16 protein-coding genes and 2 riboswitches are annotated in these 14,675 nt (G+C 65.3%); of the genes, 10 read left to right on the top strand and 6 right to left on the bottom strand.

Translation table 11 applies throughout. The features are described 5' to 3' along the window. Positions 1 to 130: 130 nt before the first annotated feature. Positions 131 to 215, top strand: a riboswitch (cyclic di-GMP riboswitch). 127 nt (positions 216 to 342) lie between these two features. From IEY49_RS09960 to IEY49_RS09925, 8 genes are all read left to right on the top strand, one after another. After that, a complete protein-coding gene (locus tag IEY49_RS09960) occupies positions 343 to 1,641 on the top strand; it encodes a glycosyltransferase family 2 protein (RefSeq protein WP_189007635.1) in 1,299 nt (432 codons plus the stop codon). 28 nt (positions 1,642 to 1,669) lie between these two features. Then, positions 1,670 to 2,560, top strand: a complete 891-nt coding sequence (locus tag IEY49_RS09955; RefSeq protein WP_229780728.1) for a glycoside hydrolase family 26 protein — start codon at positions 1,670 to 1,672, stop codon at positions 2,558 to 2,560. A 187-nt stretch (positions 2,561 to 2,747) separates the two neighbouring features. Beyond that, positions 2,748 to 2,822: riboswitch (cyclic di-GMP riboswitch) on the top strand. A 54-nt stretch (positions 2,823 to 2,876) separates the two neighbouring features. Further along, the gene (locus tag IEY49_RS09950; protein WP_189007629.1) at positions 2,877 to 3,593 is read left to right on the top strand and encodes a family 16 glycosylhydrolase; all 717 of its coding nucleotides are present in this window, start codon (positions 2,877 to 2,879) and stop codon (positions 3,591 to 3,593) included. 182 nt (positions 3,594 to 3,775) lie between these two features. After that, positions 3,776 to 4,660: an alpha/beta fold hydrolase gene (locus IEY49_RS09945; RefSeq protein WP_189007626.1), complete on the top strand. Its 885-nt coding sequence runs from the start codon at positions 3,776 to 3,778 to the stop codon at positions 4,658 to 4,660. Between the two features lie 68 nt (positions 4,661 to 4,728). Then, positions 4,729 to 5,019 (top strand): Asp-tRNA(Asn)/Glu-tRNA(Gln) amidotransferase subunit GatC, encoded by a 291-nt coding sequence (gene gatC / locus IEY49_RS09940; protein ID WP_189007623.1) that lies wholly within the window; start codon positions 4,729 to 4,731, stop codon positions 5,017 to 5,019. Further along, entirely contained in the window at positions 5,019 to 6,296 is a 1,278-nt protein-coding gene (gene serS, locus IEY49_RS09935; protein ID WP_189007620.1) for a serine--tRNA ligase, read from the top strand. Before gatC ends, serS begins: the two co-directional genes overlap by 1 nt. 391 nt (positions 6,297 to 6,687) lie before the next feature. Beyond that, on the top strand, positions 6,688 to 7,212 hold the full coding sequence (locus IEY49_RS09930) for a DinB family protein (RefSeq protein WP_189007617.1): 525 nt from the start codon (positions 6,688 to 6,690) through the stop codon (positions 7,210 to 7,212). Further along, entirely contained in the window at positions 7,209 to 7,658 is a 450-nt protein-coding gene (locus IEY49_RS09925) for a hypothetical protein (protein ID WP_189007614.1), read from the top strand. The genes IEY49_RS09930 and IEY49_RS09925 overlap by 4 nt, the downstream gene beginning before the upstream one ends. Here the strand turns inward: IEY49_RS09925 and IEY49_RS09920 are convergent. Further along, the gene (locus IEY49_RS09920; RefSeq protein WP_189007611.1) at positions 7,645 to 8,019 is read right to left on the bottom strand and encodes a hypothetical protein; all 375 of its coding nucleotides are present in this window, start codon (positions 8,017 to 8,019) and stop codon (positions 7,645 to 7,647) included. The genes IEY49_RS09925 and IEY49_RS09920 overlap by 14 nt on opposite strands. Positions 8,020 to 8,170: 151 nt before the next feature. On the opposite strand from IEY49_RS09920, the gene IEY49_RS09915 reads away from it, so the two are divergent. Continuing rightward, a complete protein-coding gene (locus IEY49_RS09915; protein ID WP_189007608.1) occupies positions 8,171 to 8,809 on the top strand; it encodes a ComF family protein in 639 nt (212 codons plus the stop codon). 4 nt (positions 8,810 to 8,813) lie between these two features. On the opposite strand, the gene IEY49_RS09910 is transcribed toward IEY49_RS09915, so the two are convergent. The 5 genes from IEY49_RS09910 to IEY49_RS09890 form a co-directional block, all read right to left on the bottom strand. Next, positions 8,814 to 9,380: a DUF1684 domain-containing protein gene (locus IEY49_RS09910; protein WP_189007606.1), complete on the bottom strand. Its 567-nt coding sequence runs from the start codon at positions 9,378 to 9,380 to the stop codon at positions 8,814 to 8,816. Then, positions 9,377 to 9,583 (bottom strand): RNA-binding S4 domain-containing protein, encoded by a 207-nt coding sequence (locus IEY49_RS09905; protein ID WP_189007603.1) that lies wholly within the window; start codon positions 9,581 to 9,583, stop codon positions 9,377 to 9,379. Before IEY49_RS09905 ends, IEY49_RS09910 begins: the two co-directional genes overlap by 4 nt. Before the next feature lie 83 nt (positions 9,584 to 9,666). Beyond that, positions 9,667 to 10,212 (bottom strand): hypothetical protein, encoded by a 546-nt coding sequence (locus tag IEY49_RS09900; RefSeq protein ID WP_229780727.1) that lies wholly within the window; start codon positions 10,210 to 10,212, stop codon positions 9,667 to 9,669. Next, positions 10,209 to 10,670, bottom strand: a complete 462-nt coding sequence (locus IEY49_RS09895) for a hypothetical protein (RefSeq protein ID WP_189007600.1) — start codon at positions 10,668 to 10,670, stop codon at positions 10,209 to 10,211. Before IEY49_RS09895 ends, IEY49_RS09900 begins: the two co-directional genes overlap by 4 nt. Next, positions 10,667 to 11,650: an Ig domain-containing protein gene (locus IEY49_RS09890; protein ID WP_189007597.1), complete on the bottom strand. Its 984-nt coding sequence runs from the start codon at positions 11,648 to 11,650 to the stop codon at positions 10,667 to 10,669. The genes IEY49_RS09895 and IEY49_RS09890 overlap by 4 nt, the downstream gene beginning before the upstream one ends. Before the next feature lie 101 nt (positions 11,651 to 11,751). Here IEY49_RS09890 and IEY49_RS09885 point away from each other — a divergent pair, with 101 nt between their 5' ends. Then, the gene (locus IEY49_RS09885) at positions 11,752 to 14,667 is read left to right on the top strand and encodes an insulinase family protein (protein ID WP_189007594.1); all 2,916 of its coding nucleotides are present in this window, start codon (positions 11,752 to 11,754) and stop codon (positions 14,665 to 14,667) included. Positions 14,668 to 14,675: the final 8 nt, after the last annotated feature.

The raw sequence follows: 14,675 nt of genomic DNA, 5'->3' as shown, positions 1-14,675 counted from the left end.
TCAGACTGATTTATACTTAATAAGTTTGGGGGGGCATAGCAGATTAAACCTTGCGTAAGTGCATTACAGCAGCTCAGCAGAGACAATCATCGCCACAAGTGTGCGAGCAGCTGGTGCATTTGGAACCAAACATAACATGGGAGGCTGAGAAATTCGTCCTTTAACCAGGTCACCTGGGACGAGCGGAGCCAGTGGTGATACCGCCCCAAGTAAGGAGAGCTTCATGCGTCGGGACGTTTATTCTCACCACAATCCATTTTCCTCTGAGTTTCAGGAAATGCCCCTCCAGACTACTCAGATCCTCGTGGGCCACCAGCATGAACGCTGCGGCCGGGGGCGGCGATGATTGTCGTGCTGACCGTGGTGATCGTCCTGCTGCTGATCAAGGCCATCCTGACCGTAGTACTGGCCGTTGCGCACCGGCGCCGGGCCCAGCGGCAGTGGGCGGAATTGCCCGCTACGCCGCTGGGCGTTACGGTGATGATCGCAGCCTACAACGAAGAGGTGGGCATCACCGGCACCCTGACTTCAGTGCTGTCCGAGGCTCTGGATGAGCTGCAGGTGCTGGTCGTCGACGACGGATCGAGCGACGGTACCGCTGCAGCTGTCGAGCGCACTGCCCAGCTTGACCCCCGGGTTCAGCTGATCCGGCAGGACAACACCGGGAAGGCCGGAGCGCTCAATCACGCCCTGCAGTACGTGCGCTATCCGGTGGCCGTCAGCGTGGACGCCGACTCGGCCATCGCCCCGGGCACCCTGGCTGCCCTGGCCCGCCACTTCCACGACCCCCGGGTAGGTGCGGTGGCTGGTGACGTACGCGTGGCCGGTGACGCCAAGCTGATTACCCACGTTCAGGACATGGAGTACACCGTCGGGCAGCATATGGAAAAGCGCGCGCAGTGCATGCTGGGCACCGTGTCGGTGGTGCCGGGAGCTGCCGGGGCCTTCCGTACTGAACTGCTGAGGGAACTCGGTGGCTACAGCCGCGACACCCTCACGGAAGACATGGATCTGACCATCGCCATCGCCGCCGCCGGTTACGAGGTGCGCTTCGAGCCCCGGGCCCTGAGCTTCACCGAGCCGCCCCAGGCGCTGAAGCATCTGTGGCGTCAGCGGATGCGCTGGATGTACGGCACCTTCCAGACGATGATCAAATACCGTCATCTGATGTTCAACCCCCGCGCCGGGAAGGTAGGTCTGCTGACGCTGCCCTACATGCTGCTCTACGGACTGGTGCTGGGCGGTGTGGGTCCGCTGATCGATATCGCTGCCGTTTCGATTCTGGTGCAGTACTCCACTTTCGACGCCGTGTGGCCCATCATTGCGCACGTTCTGGTGGACTTTGTGATCGTAGGTGCGGCCCTGGCGCTTGGTGGAGCTTCGTGGCGCATGCTGATCTACACGCCAACCCAGCGCTTCTTCCTGCGGCCTTTCGTCGCTATCGTAGTGATGATGACCTGCTGGACCTTCCTTCGCCGCCGCAACGTACACTGGAACAAACTGCCCCGGGTAGGCCTGAATATGGCCATGACCAACCCGGCCGCTAGGACCCCGGCAATGTCTCCTGCCGCTGCCATAGCTCCAGCCACCCTTCCGCTGCCTATGCCCGTCGGGACCGGCCCCGAGGAGCGCGCATCTTGATCGGGAGACTGAGTTGAGGTGGACACGAATGTGCGCCGCGATGGGAGTCTGGGCCCTGGTTGGCACAGCGCAAGCGGCCTCCTGCGGAATGTTCGGCCTGACGGTGAATTCGCCGTCCGTTCTGGGCGCTGTGGAGCAGAAGGTAGGCTGCACCTTCACCTCCACCCGCTGGTTCGTTGACTGGAAACGGCCATTTCCAGGGCAGGCCGCGCTCCAGTTCTTCAAGACGCCGGGCCGGCAGCTTGAGCTGTCCTGGCAGCCACGCATCCGGCTGGGGGAAAACAAATACAAGGGCGTGACCTACCGCGCTATTGCGGCTGGCGAGCACGACGCTTATATCCGGGGGTTCGCCCGCAGTATCCGGACCACCGGCCGCACCATCCCGATCACGTTTGCCCCGGAGATGAATGGCGACTGGGGCGCGTACCAGCTGAGTGCCAGGAACACTCCACAGGACTTCAAGCGGGCCTGGCTGCGTCTGCACCGCATTTTCCGCGAGGAAAAGGCCAACGTCCGGTGGGTCTGGAGCCCCAACATCATCTATCCCACCATGCGGTCGAACTACCGCGCGCTGTACCCGGGTGACGCGTATGTCGACGAGGTCGGTCTGGACGGGTACAACTGGGGCACGACCAATCCCTGGAACCGCTGGAAGACGTTTGCCCAGACCTTTGACCAGTCCTACCGCGCAGTCAAGAAGATCACGAACAAGCCTATGCAGCTTGGCGAGCTGTCCAGCGTGGAGAAGGGTGGAAACAAGGCGGCCTGGATCCGCAATATGTGTCAGGTGCTGCCCAGTTACCCTCAGGTCCGCAAGGTGTTCTGGTTTCATGTGGTAGACCGGAACGTGGACTGGCGTCTGACCACCAGCCAGGCAGCCCTGGACGCCTTTAAGGCCTGTATCCGTAAACAATCCTGAGATAGAAAGATCGTACTGACCGCCGTGACAGGCGGTCTTTTTTTATGTCTGGTTCTGGTTGTTCCTGGGTCCGTCCCAGCTCACTGAAGCTAACCACACCCCTTCACGGGGGGGTGCTGGGCCGGGAGTGATATTTTTGATGCGTTAATCTTGCGACAAAGAGGGAAGCCCGCAGAAGCAGCTTTTCCACCGATAACGGCAAACCCGCTGCGAAGCGGGGACGCAAAGTCACGGGACCCATGAGGTCAGCCGGACCACCGAAAGGAGAAGCGTGATGAAGTGGGCGAATAGGGTCAAATTGGCAGGCTGTGCTTTGATGCTGACACTCGTGACGGGAGCGCAGACCCAGTCGAACGCCCCTACACGCTGGACCGAGAACTTTGATCGCCTGGATACCTCCACCTGGGGCGTGTCCACCTGGAACGGCTTCTGGCAGAACGATCAGGTCAAGGGCGCTTTTCAGAAGCAGAACGTCTATACCGATGGCCGCGGTCACCTCGTTCTGATGCTGGACGTCAAGGCCTGCCCCCAGGGTCTGTGTGCCCAGGCGGCTGAGGTCCAGACCCACCGCCGGTTCGGGTTCGGTCGCTACAGCGTGCGGATGCGCGCTGCCAGCCACACTCCCGAGGCCCGTACGCCCGGACGCGCACGCCCCGGTAATATCAGCGGTGCCTTCAGCTTCTTCAACAACAGCGCCACCGAAATCGACGTGGAGATCGAGGGTCACCGCACCAGTTTCATGAACGCGGCGGCCTGGACCAGCCTGAAGACCAAGACCGCCGCCCTGGTGCCCTCGCCCCAGCGTACCGATCTGGCGCGTGATTTCCACACCTACACCTGGGACTGGCAGCCTCACCGCCTGGCCTTCAGCATTGACGGCGTGAAGGTTTGGGAGACCCGCCAGCACGTGCCCCAGCAGCCCGGGCACCTGATGCTCAATGTCTGGCCCACCATGGACCCCAACTGGGGCGGTCAGGTCAAACCCGGCCGGGTCTACATGCTGGTGGATTCGGTCAGCTTTCAGCCGCTCTGAAGGCCTCTCGGCGGCTCCCCGACATTCCGTTCTGCTCCGGAGACTTCTCTTCCCCCGCCCGCCAGGGTCGGGGATTCTTTCTGTTCGTGCCGAGACAGCAGGAAAGGTGTACAGGACATCTGCCATGGTTCCGCACCCACTGACCCCATAGTTTGAATGTGACATTCGTTACGGAGGGAGTTATGGTTCAGTACAAGTCTCGTGTGGTCCGTCTTCGGCAGGGTGATCTCGAGGTGCACGAGGCTGGGGAAGGAACTCCGCTGGTATTGCTGCATGGAGCTTTTACGGACCACACCATCTGGAACGACCTGGTGACGCGGATGGTAGTACTGGGTTACCGCTGTGTCGTTCCTGACCTGCCGCTGGGCTCGCACCGACAGCCGATGCCGCAGCACGCCGACCTCTCGCCGTCTGGTCTGGCAGATCTCGTGGCGGATCTGATCACGGCACTGGAACTGGCCCCCGCGACCATCATCAGCAACGACACCGCAACAGCAGTGATGCAGCTTGTGCTGACCCGGCATCCCACTGTCACAGGCGCTGCGGTGCTGACCAGTGGTGATGCCTACGAGCACTTTCTGCCCCCCGTGTTCGCTTCTCTCAAAGTGCTGCCCTATGTTCCTGGGGGACTGCAGATGCTGGGGCGGGTGATGCGCCACCCCAGACTCGGGCGTCAGCGCTGGGCCTTCGGACGCCTGAGTACCACCGGCATGAGCACAGAGCAGGCTGAGCGCTGGAGCGCCGGCCTGACCACGAATCCAGGGGTGCGCCGTGATGTCCGCTCCATGATCCGGGGCTTTCACCGCCGTCATACCCTGGGGGCGGCGGCGCTGTTCGGCACGGTTGGCGCGCCGGTCCGAATCGTCTGGGGGCGCGATGACCAGGTGTTTCCGGTCAGGTTGGCTGCGCGGCTGGCCCGTGACCTGCCTCATGCCGACCTGCACGTGCTGGACCACGGCTGGACCTATCTCCAGCTGGACGCCGCTCAGGAACTTTCAGCGCTGGTCCACTCGTTTGTTGGAACGGGTCACGGGCGTCGGTCGCCACAACCTGCACTCGACACCTGAATCCCTGTGGCCCTCAGGTCTCTGCAGGCCCTAAAACCTCTTCGCAGCGCCGCCCTATACTTCGGGGCATGATTGACGCGGCCCAGTTGGACCACCTCGCGCAGCTCGCGCGGCTGCACCTCGAACCTGAAGAGCGCGAATCGATGACCGCCGACCTGAACAGCATCCTGGGGTACTTCGAACAACTCCGGGAAGTGAATACCGACGGTGTCGAGGAAATGCAGCGGCCGGTGGATCTGGTCAACGTGCTGCGTGACGACGTGCCCGGTGAGGTGTTTGCCCCCGAGGTGATCGAGGCCCTGGCCCCCGAGATGCAGGGCGGACAGATCCGCGTGCCCCGCACGGTCGAGGCCGACTGATGCTCGACCTGCGCTTTATCCGCGACAATCCAGAAACCGTCCGCCGCGCCATCGAGGTCAAGGGCGTGAACCTAGACCTGGACGATCTGCTGAGCCTCGACCGTGAACTGACCGCCCGGAAGCAGCAGGTCGAGGCCATGCAGGCCGAGCGCAACGCGAATGCCAAGCTGGTGCCCAAAGCCACCCCCGAGGAGCGCCCGGCCCTGATTCAGAAGGGCAAGGATCTGGGCGACGAACTCAAGGCCCAGGAACCGGCCCTGCGTGCGCAGGAGGAGCAACTGCGTCAGCTGCTGCTGCGCGTGCCGAACATTCCGCATGCCGGAGTGCCGGTCGGGAAGGACGACACCGAGAACGTGGAACTGCGCCGCGAAGGCCAGCTGCCCACCTTCAGCGTGGCGCCGCTGGATCACGTCGAACTGCTGGAAAAACAGGGCTGGAGCGACCCAGAGCGTGTCGCGCGGGTCTCGGGCAGCCGCAGCTACCTGCTTAAGGGCGAGGCGGTCATGCTGGAGATGGCCGTGCTGACCTTTGCGCTGGACTTCCTGAGTGCACGCGGCTTTACGCCGCTGTCCACTACCGCCCTGGCCCGGCCCGAGGCTTTTGTCGGCAGCGGACATTTCCCCGGTGGGGAAGATCAGGTCTACAAGATCGAGGGTGACGAGCTCATGCTGGCGGGCACGGCCGAAGTGCCGGTCAACAGCCTGTTCGCCGGGGAGCAGCTGCCGCTCGATACCCTGCCGGTGACCTATGCCGCCATCAGCGCCGCCTTCCGCAGCGAGGCGGGCAGCGCCGGGCGAGACGTGCGTGGGCTGATCCGTGTCCATGAATTCCGCAAGGTCGAGCAGTACGTGATGTGCCGCGCCGACGAGCACGAGGCCCTGCGGTGGTTCGACACCCTGCTGACCAATGCCGAGGGGCTGCTGCAGGCGCTGGAACTGCCCTACCGCGTCGTTCAGAACTGTACCGGCGACATGGGTGCCGGCAAGGTCCTGATGTACGACATCGAGACCTGGGTACCCAGTGAGGAGAAGTACCGAGAGACGCATTCCTGCTCGTACCTGGGTGACTGGCAGGCCCGCCGCACAGGGCTGCGCTACCGCGACGAGGACGGCAGGCTGGTCTACGCCCACACGCTGAACAACACAGGAATTGCCGCGCCGCGCATTCTCGTGCCCCTGCTGGAAAACCATCAGCTGGCCGACGGCCGTATCCGAATTCCCCAGGCGCTGCGTCCCTACCTGGGCGGCAAAGAAGTGATCGGCCAGCCGGTGCGCTGACAGGGAGCGCCAGACCCGGGTCTGACACAGGGCTGAGCCCTTGAGAAGAGCTGGACGGGTGGGAACTGCGGGCCCCAGGGTCGGATGATCCTGGTCCTTCGCTGATCTCTGGACGGCTGACAGGAATATGCCCTGAACCCTGATTCTCCCAGGATCCGGTCCGGCGGAAGAGACTGGCAGACTACGGAAAAGGAAACGTACTTCCGGACATGAACGGGCGCTCATGTGGAATTGCGGAGGCAGAGCACGACGCAGATGTGCTGCTGCCAAGCTCTCTGCCCCTCTACGTACCTTGCCCTGAGCTCGAAACAAATGGCAGACCCTCTGTGAGAAGTACGGCCCGTCGCGGACGGGGATTCTTCCCCTGCACAGCACCGCGTACACTGCCGTCATGACCCAATCCCTTCAAGACCCGACTGTGCTGCTGATCATGGGCCGTACCCCCGACGAGGTGCGCGCACGCCTGGCAGCTGAACTCGACGCCTTCGAGGCCGAGTTGCGGACCCGCCAGGCCGACTGGTCCGTGACCCAGCCGGGGCGTGAGTGGTCGCCTGCCCAGGAAGCGGAGCACGTGCTGCTGATCAACGAGGGGATTACCCGTCTGGTGGGTCTGCTGATGTCCGACCGGGAACTGCGGCCTCTTCCCCAGACACCGGGCGTGCTGAAAGAGGGCAGGCGTCAGGCGCCGGCGCACACCTTGCCCAGTCCTCACGGGCTGGCCTGGGCAGACCTGGAAGGCCGCTGGGCAGAGCACCGCACGCGACTTGAAGCGGCGGCCGCGCAGCTTCGCGATGTCCCGGAGCGCACCATGTGGCACCCCTTCTATGGCGAACTGGACGCCCTGAACTGGATGCGGATGGTGGCCGGTCACCTGGACAGTCACCGCCGGCTGCTGAAACGGAGTGCGGGCGCGTGACCGGCCCGGACCATGCACCCGCACAGACCAGAACCGACAAGGGCGTGCGCGGTTTTGAACTCGACCTGCATGTGACTTTCACCCGGCCGCTGCCAGAGGCTGAAGCCCTTTCTGTTCTGCTGGCCCTGGAGGGATTCCGGGTCGAGCTGTACCGCCCGCATCCGTCCCCCACCCGTCCAGCCCACGAGGCTCCGGCCATGAAGGCGCCGGCCGAAGTGCCTTCGGCCCGGCTGAACGGTCCGCTGCGCGACCCTGACACGGTGCGGGCGGGTCTGTCGGCATTGCTGCAGGGCCCAGCCCGCTATATCGAGGTCGGAGTCCGCGGCTTCCTGCGCAGCGCCACCGGGCAGACCGAGTGGATGCCCTGGCGGCGCAATGCCGTGCTGCCGCGCACCATGGCCGGGCAGGTCACCTTCGAAGAAGGCGTGAAGTTCATCCTGGAGTGATGCGGAGGCTGACCCAGGCCGCTGGATGCCAACGATAAACGTCGCAGGAGTACAGGGGCATGCCGACGTGGACTCCATCTCTGGCTGGGGACCCGACCAGCAGTCGGGGCTGGCGTGTGGGATTTCCTGACTGACAGCCCAGGGTCATGACCTGGACCGACGCTTCTGGACGCAGCAGGTAGCACAGGTGGTCAGCGTGCAGGGCGTGCAGGGCATGTGGCGCCTGGTTGGACGGGACGTCGCGCAGAACCAGCAGGGCCCGCTGGCCGGAAGAAGCGGCCCACACGTCGACCGCGGCCAGCTGGTCGTGTCCCTGGCCGTTGCGGTATTCGAACCGGTGGGCGTGCCTGAGCAACTGCAATTCTGACCTCCCTGATAAGACTGATGACGGCGTGTTCCTGACCAGCGGCAAAAAGAGCTGTTGATCTGGTGCTTCCTGGCGTTCTGGTCAGGGTTCCATGCCCGTGTTAAACCGGCGTAAACAGAAGTGGGGACCGCTTTACAATTCCGGCATGGCTTGCGAATGGTGGGCAGCGCTGACCCGCACGCTGTTGCCGCGTGCCTGCCCCGGGTGTGGGCAGCAACTGGGCCCGGAGGCCGGACTGTGCCCAGGCTGCCGCGCCGCCCTGAGACCGCAGGTGCAGGTTCATAGTCCCCTGTGCAGCCGGGTCGAGCCACATCTGGTCACGCTGGGTGCGTACCGGGGAGTGCTGCGACGGTCGGTGCGGGCGCTGAAGTACGGGGGCGCCCGCGACCTGGCGGGCATTCTGGGCCCGGCCCTGGCGCGGGGCGTGCCACTGGAATGGGGCGTGACGGCCGTGGTGCCGGTGCCGCTGCACGTGTCACGGCTGCGTGAGCGGGGGTTTAATCAGGCCGAGCTGCTGGCCTGCGGGCTGGCGCAGGAGTTGGGTGTGCCCTGTGTGCCCCAGGCCCTGACGCGCCGGCGTGCGGGTGTATCACAGGCGCGCCAGCAGGGAGCACAGCGGCAGAACTTCCATGGCCACTTTCAGGCGGATTTCCGGCATTTGCCGCCAGGGGGGGTCCTGCTGCTTGACGACGTCCTGACGAGTGGGCGCACGTTACTGGCCTGTCGCGATGCCCTGCAGGACGCTGGCGTAAACAGGCTGTATTACGCCGTGGTCGCGCGCTGAGCGCTTAGGCGGGAGCCGTGGGCAACTTCTCGCCGGCGCGCACCACTTCAGGCAGCACGTTCTCGCGGGGGGGCAGCGGACAGGTCCAGCCGTCGCCATAGGCGCAGTAGGGGTGATAGGCCATGTTGAAGTCCACATTGACCAGGAGCCCGCCGTCAGAGTCGCGGCCCACGGGAGCGTCCAGGTAGCGCCCTGCCCCGTAGGTTTCCTGGCCACTGGTGGCGTCCCGGAACGGAATAAAGACCCGGGCCGGGGCCTCCTCACCCAGGGGCGTGAAGACGCTGAGGCTGTGCTCTCCGCCAGGGAGCGGAACCTGTACGCGGCCGTAGCGGGCCATGGTCCGTGTTTCCCCGGTATTGGTCTGCAGGATGAACTCGGCGCTGGCGTCCTGCGGGAGAGGTTCAAGTGGAACGGTAAACGTCCAGGCCGGGTCTGGCGCGAAATAGGACAGACCCGTAAAGTCCGGCAGCGCGGCGGGTTCAAGCGGACCCTGTCCCGCTTTGAAGTGCGCATCCTTGCGGCTGCGAAATTCCTGCACTGCCTGGCTATAGGGGTCCGCGTTGCTGGTCACCAGTCCACCTTGAGGCGGTGCCCGGCATATTCCACGATGTCGCCCCGGCGGAGCTTCTTGCGGCGGCGGGTCTCGACTTCACCGTTCAGCCGGACCTCGCCGCCCTGGACGCGGAACTTTGCCTCGCCGCCGGTCTCGACCAGGCCGCGCAATTTCAGGAAGTCCTGAAGGTCTATGGTGTCCTGGAAACGGTCGTCGGTCATGCGGGCAGTGTACGCCCCTGATCCGGGACCGGTAAGCCCGGTGCCGGGATCAGGGGCGGAACAGCAGGGTCAGAATGGATTGTTCAGGGCCGGTACTGGCTGCTGAAGAGCCTCAGGTCGGCGTCGTCCACCTTGCGGTCCTGGTTCAGGTCCCCGACCGTGGCGTTGGTCTTGCCATAGTTGTTCATCAGCAGGGCCAGGTCGCTCAGGTCGATCTTACCGTCGCCGTTGAGATCTGCTCCGCTCAGGCGGGTACGGGCTGCGGCGGGCGACCACTCGGTCAGGCCCAGCTCACGGCTCAGCTCGGCGCGCAGTGCATCGGCCAGCGGCAGGGGACCCTGAGGGTTGAACTCGATGCGTCGCTCGGTGCCCACCACCACGACCCGCGCGGCGACATCCGGATTGAAGGGGGCGCCGCTGCTGCCAAGGGCCAGGATGGGACCGCTGGCGGTATCCAGCGTCACCGGCAGGTCCTTGGTGTTCAGCGTGGCGATGGCAGCCTGCACCAGCCGCAACATTTCTGCACCCTGCGGACGGAACTTGAGCGTTGCTGCCCCTGCTTGGCCGGAGGCACACAGCAGCGCCGCAACCAGCAGCATACGGCGCCCGACCATGCCGCGCGGTTTCACTGGGCCTCCCGCGCGGCGCGGATGGCGTCACGCAGTTTCACGGGATCGGTAATGTCCCCGGCGTTGACCTTGCCGTCAGTCACGGCATACAGCCCCTGGTTGAAGCCCACCAGCGGACTGTCGAGACGGCGGGCGTAGAGCAGCGCGATCACCTCCTGGCCGCTTGTGAGCGCCGGCAGGTCCTGCAACCCCTGCAGGAACATCAGTGCGGGCCGGCCCTCATGCTGCGGCAGTCGCGCGGCGTCGCCCAGCACGGTTTCGGTTACGGCGAGTGGGTAGACGACGTAGGTAACGTCCCCGTCCTTGACCGTCGCAGGCGCACCCAGCGTGGCGCGCACGATGACCTCGGCCTTCTTCGCCTGCTGGGCCAGGGTCAGGGTGGGAGCAGTGGTGGCAGCAGCCAGCCCGCCGGCCAGCAGGAGACCCACCAGACTCAGTCCGAGCAGCGGACGGGTCATGGTTTGCCTCCGGTGCCAGGAGTGGTCGGGGGAGTTGGGGTGGTCGGTGGTGGCGGTGTTACCGGACTGGTTGGGGCTGTGGGGACGGCAGGCGTTGCAGGTGCAGTGGGCGCCGTAGGGGCTGCGGCAGGAGCAGATGCAGGGGGCTGGGTGGACCGCACGGGGTCCGTGGTCTGAGGAGCAGCGGGTGCAGTGCCGTCCTTGGGTGCGGTGGCTGGAGCCGTCGCAGGGGCCGCCGCCGCAGGAGCCGGGGTCAGCAGCTTGCCCTGGCCGTCGCGGGCCTCGTAGGTCATCTTGGCCTCCAGGGTGACCGGCCGGGCAGGTTTCACAGCGATCAGGGCCACCCGGTTCCCGTTGCGGGGGATGGTCTTGAAGCCCACGTCCACCGTCACAGTCTGACCCTCCACACGCCAGAACAGCACGCCGCCGGTCTCGGCAGGCTGCACGCCAGTCACGGTCGCGCCTGCCGGCAGGGTCCAGTTCAGGCGGACGGCACGTACCCCCCGGGGCGCCGTGATGGTCACGGGAATGCGGGTTTCACCCCGGACCTGTCCGGAGGGCAGCACCGGCTGCAACGACAGCGGCGGCAGCTCATTGACGTTCAGGGTGTATTCCTTGACTTTGGTGCTCAGTGTGGAGTCGGTGGCTTCCACAGTGAACTTGTAGGTGCCAGTCTTGGTGGGCGTGCCGCTGAGCGTCTGGCCGCTGAGTTTAAGTCCCGGAGGCAGCGTGCCGTTGGTGACACGCAGCGTGTAGGGACCCGCGCCTCCCAGCACCGTGAGGTTACCGGTGTACGTCTCGTTGGCGTACACCGGCGGCAGGCCGGCGGCGCTATCGGCAAAGTACAGGGCGTCCCGCCCGGAGGTGGTCGAGGTGCCGGTGATCTCCTGCCCACAGCCGCTGAGCGCTGCGCCGCCCAGCAGCGCAAGAGTCAGGAGGGCCGCCCGCGCCGGACGGCGGTCGCTGGGTTTGCTTGACATGCTCTGAAGTGTACCCGCCACATATCGTGCGACGGTGAGCGACGCATGATTCCTGCCCAGAGAAAGGAGGCCGCGCAGCGCCGCACGCTAGACTTCGGGGCGTGACCACCAACACACTGCCTGCCCTGCCCACCGCCGGGGAGCGGCTGGGCCAATACCTCGTGGAACGTGTCGAGGCCCTGCCGGAAATGCAGGGTCAGCTGATCCTGTTGCGCCACGACAACGGTGCGCGACATGCCCACGTGGTCCGTGATGACGACAACGCGGCCTTCGGCGTGACCTTTCCCACCGTCCCGAAAGACAGCACGGGCGTGGCGCACATCCTGGAGCACATCGTGCTGATGGGCAGCCAGCGCTACCCGGTGCCGGACCCATTTTTCAGCATGCTGCCGCGCAGCCTGAACACGTTCATGAATGCCATGACCAGCAACGACTGGACGACCTATCCTTTTTCCACCCGTAACGAAAAGGATTTTTTCAACCTGCTGGGCGTGTACCTGGACGCGACCTTCTTCCCGCTGATGCGCTACGAGAGCTTCCGCCAGGACGGTCACCGCTTCGAGTTCGCGACCCCCGACGACCCCACCAGTGAGCTGAAACTGCAGGGCGTGGTGTACAACGAGATGAAAGGGGCCATGGCCTCGCCGGGTTCGGTGATCTGGCGGGCGTTCGGCAAGGCGCTGTTCCCGGAGCTGACCTATGCCAACAACAGCGGCGGTGCTCCCGAAAACATCCCGGGTCTGACCTACGAGAACCTGCGGGCCTTCCACGCCGCGCACTACCACCCCAGCAACGCTTTTTTCTTCACCTACGGCAAGCTGCCACTTGAGCGCATTCTGGAGGTCGTCGAGGAACACGTCATGTCGCACTTCACGCGGCAGGACCTCGATGTCAGCATTCCGGACCAGACCCCTTTCCCTGAGCCCCGCACCGAGCGGGTCACCTACCCGGGCAGTGACGTGGAACGCGGCGCACAGGTGCTGGTGGGCTGGAAGCTGGGCCTGACCAGCCACGCGGACAGCAACCTGCGCTGGAGCGTGCTGAGCGACGTGCTGCTGGGCAACCCGGCTGCGCCGCTGACCCGGCCGCTGATCGACTCCGGCCTGGGCAGCGCCCTGGCTGACCTGAGCGGCTACCGCGATTCCTTCCGCGAAGGCGCCTTTGCCGCTGGCCTCAAGGGGCTGCCCGCTGGCAAGGCTCAGGAGGTCGAGACCCTGGTCCTGGACACCATGCGCAGCATCGTGCAGGAGGGGATTGCCCCGGAGCTGATCGAGAGCAGCCTGCACCAGTTCGAGATCGGGCAGAAGGAGGTCAGCAACGCGGGCTACCCTTACGGCCTGCAGGTGATGTTCCGGCTGCTGGGCCCCTGGCTGTATGGCGGTGATCCCGTGACCGGGCTGCGCCTGGATGCCGAACTCGAGCGCCTGCGCGCCGACCTGCAGCGCGGCCGGGTGTTCGAGACCATGATCGAGCAGGAACTGCTGAACAACCCCCACCGCGTCACGCTGGAAGTCGCCCCCGATCCGGAACTGGCAACCCGCGCCGAGGCCGACGAGAAAGCCCTGGTCCAGCGCCTGAGCGCCGACTTTACCGACGAGGACCGCCAGCGGGTGGTGGCCGAGAGCCTGCGTCTCAAGGAGTTGCAGGGCCAGGAAAGTGACCCCACTATCCTGCCGACCCTGGCCCTGAGCGACGTCCCGACCGAGGTTCCCCGCGTCGGGTACCGCGCGGAGGAAACGGGCAGCGCCACCGTGGGCCGCGTGCCGCTCCCGACTGGCGGGCTGAGCTATCTGGACGTCCAGGTGCGTCTGCCGGACGTTCCCGAAGACCTGCTGGGTACCCTGCCGCTGTACGCCTTTGCGGTCACGCGCAGCGGCGCGGCCGGGCAGGATTACGTGGCCCTGTCCCGCCGGCTGGAAGCGGTCACCGGCGGCGTCACGGCCAGTGTGAACGTCGGCAGCCGGCCGGACAACCTGGGGGCCCTGCGGCTGACCCTCAGCTTCAGCGGCAAGGCCCTGTCACGCAACGCCCCGGCGCTGGTCGAGGTCATGCGTGACCTGCTGGTGGCTCCTGAATTTACCCGGGATCGCCTGGAGCAGCTGCTCAAGCAGCGTCTGGCCGGCATGAAAGCCAGCGTGGTCCAGAGCGGCAACATGTACGCCGAGCGGCTGGCGCTGGCCCAGGTCAGCCCGGCCGGGGTGCTGCACGAACGCTTCAGCGGACTGTCGGCTCTGGCGGCCCTGAAGACCATCGTGGAGGAAGGCGGGCTCGACGAGCTGCTGGCCCGCTTCGAACGGGTCCGGGAATTGTTGACCCGCGGAACGCCACTGCTGTGCCTGACCACGACCCCGGATGACATTGCCCTGGATCTCACTCCGCTGACCGGGGTCTTTGGAACGCCGGAGCCGGTAGGGCATCCTGCTCCGGCCCTGCTGCGGGGAGGCCCGCAGGCCCGCCTGACCGACTCCCCGGTGGCTTTCAATGCGGTGGCCTTCCAGACCGTCCCCTATACCCACGCCGACAGCCCGGCCCTGCTGGTGTTGTCGCGGCTGCTGCGCAGCGAGTACCTGTTGTCGGAAATCCGCGAGAAGGGCGGCGCCTACGGTGGTGGTGCCAGCTTCGAGCCGCAGCAGGGCCTGTTTTCCATGAGCAGCTACCGCGACCCGCACATCTCCCGCACCCTGCAGGTATTCCGTGACGCCCGCGCGTTCCTGGATACGCCTCTGGGCGAGCGTGAACTGACCGAGGCGATCCTGGCCTCCAGCAAGCTGCTCGATCCCCTGACCAGCCCCGACACGGCCGGCCGCCTGCGCTTCTTCGGTGATCAGGCCGGCTACACGCCCGAGGTACAGGAGGCCTACAAGGACCGCCTGCTGCAGGTGGCCCTTGATGACCTGAGGCGCGTCATGGACACCTACCTGACGCCTGAGCGTGCGGCCTACGGTCTGGTCGCCGGCCGTGATCCGAACGAGGACGTCAAGGAACTGGGCCTCAACTTCGCTGTGCAGACCATCTGAGTTTGGAA

Origin of the sequence: Deinococcus malanensis (genome assembly GCF_014647655.1) — a bacterium.
Lineage (GTDB): Bacteria > Deinococcota > Deinococci > Deinococcales > Deinococcaceae > Deinococcus > Deinococcus malanensis.
The sequence above is the reverse complement of the archived record's forward strand: the minus strand, read 5'-3'. Positions and strand labels throughout refer to the sequence as shown.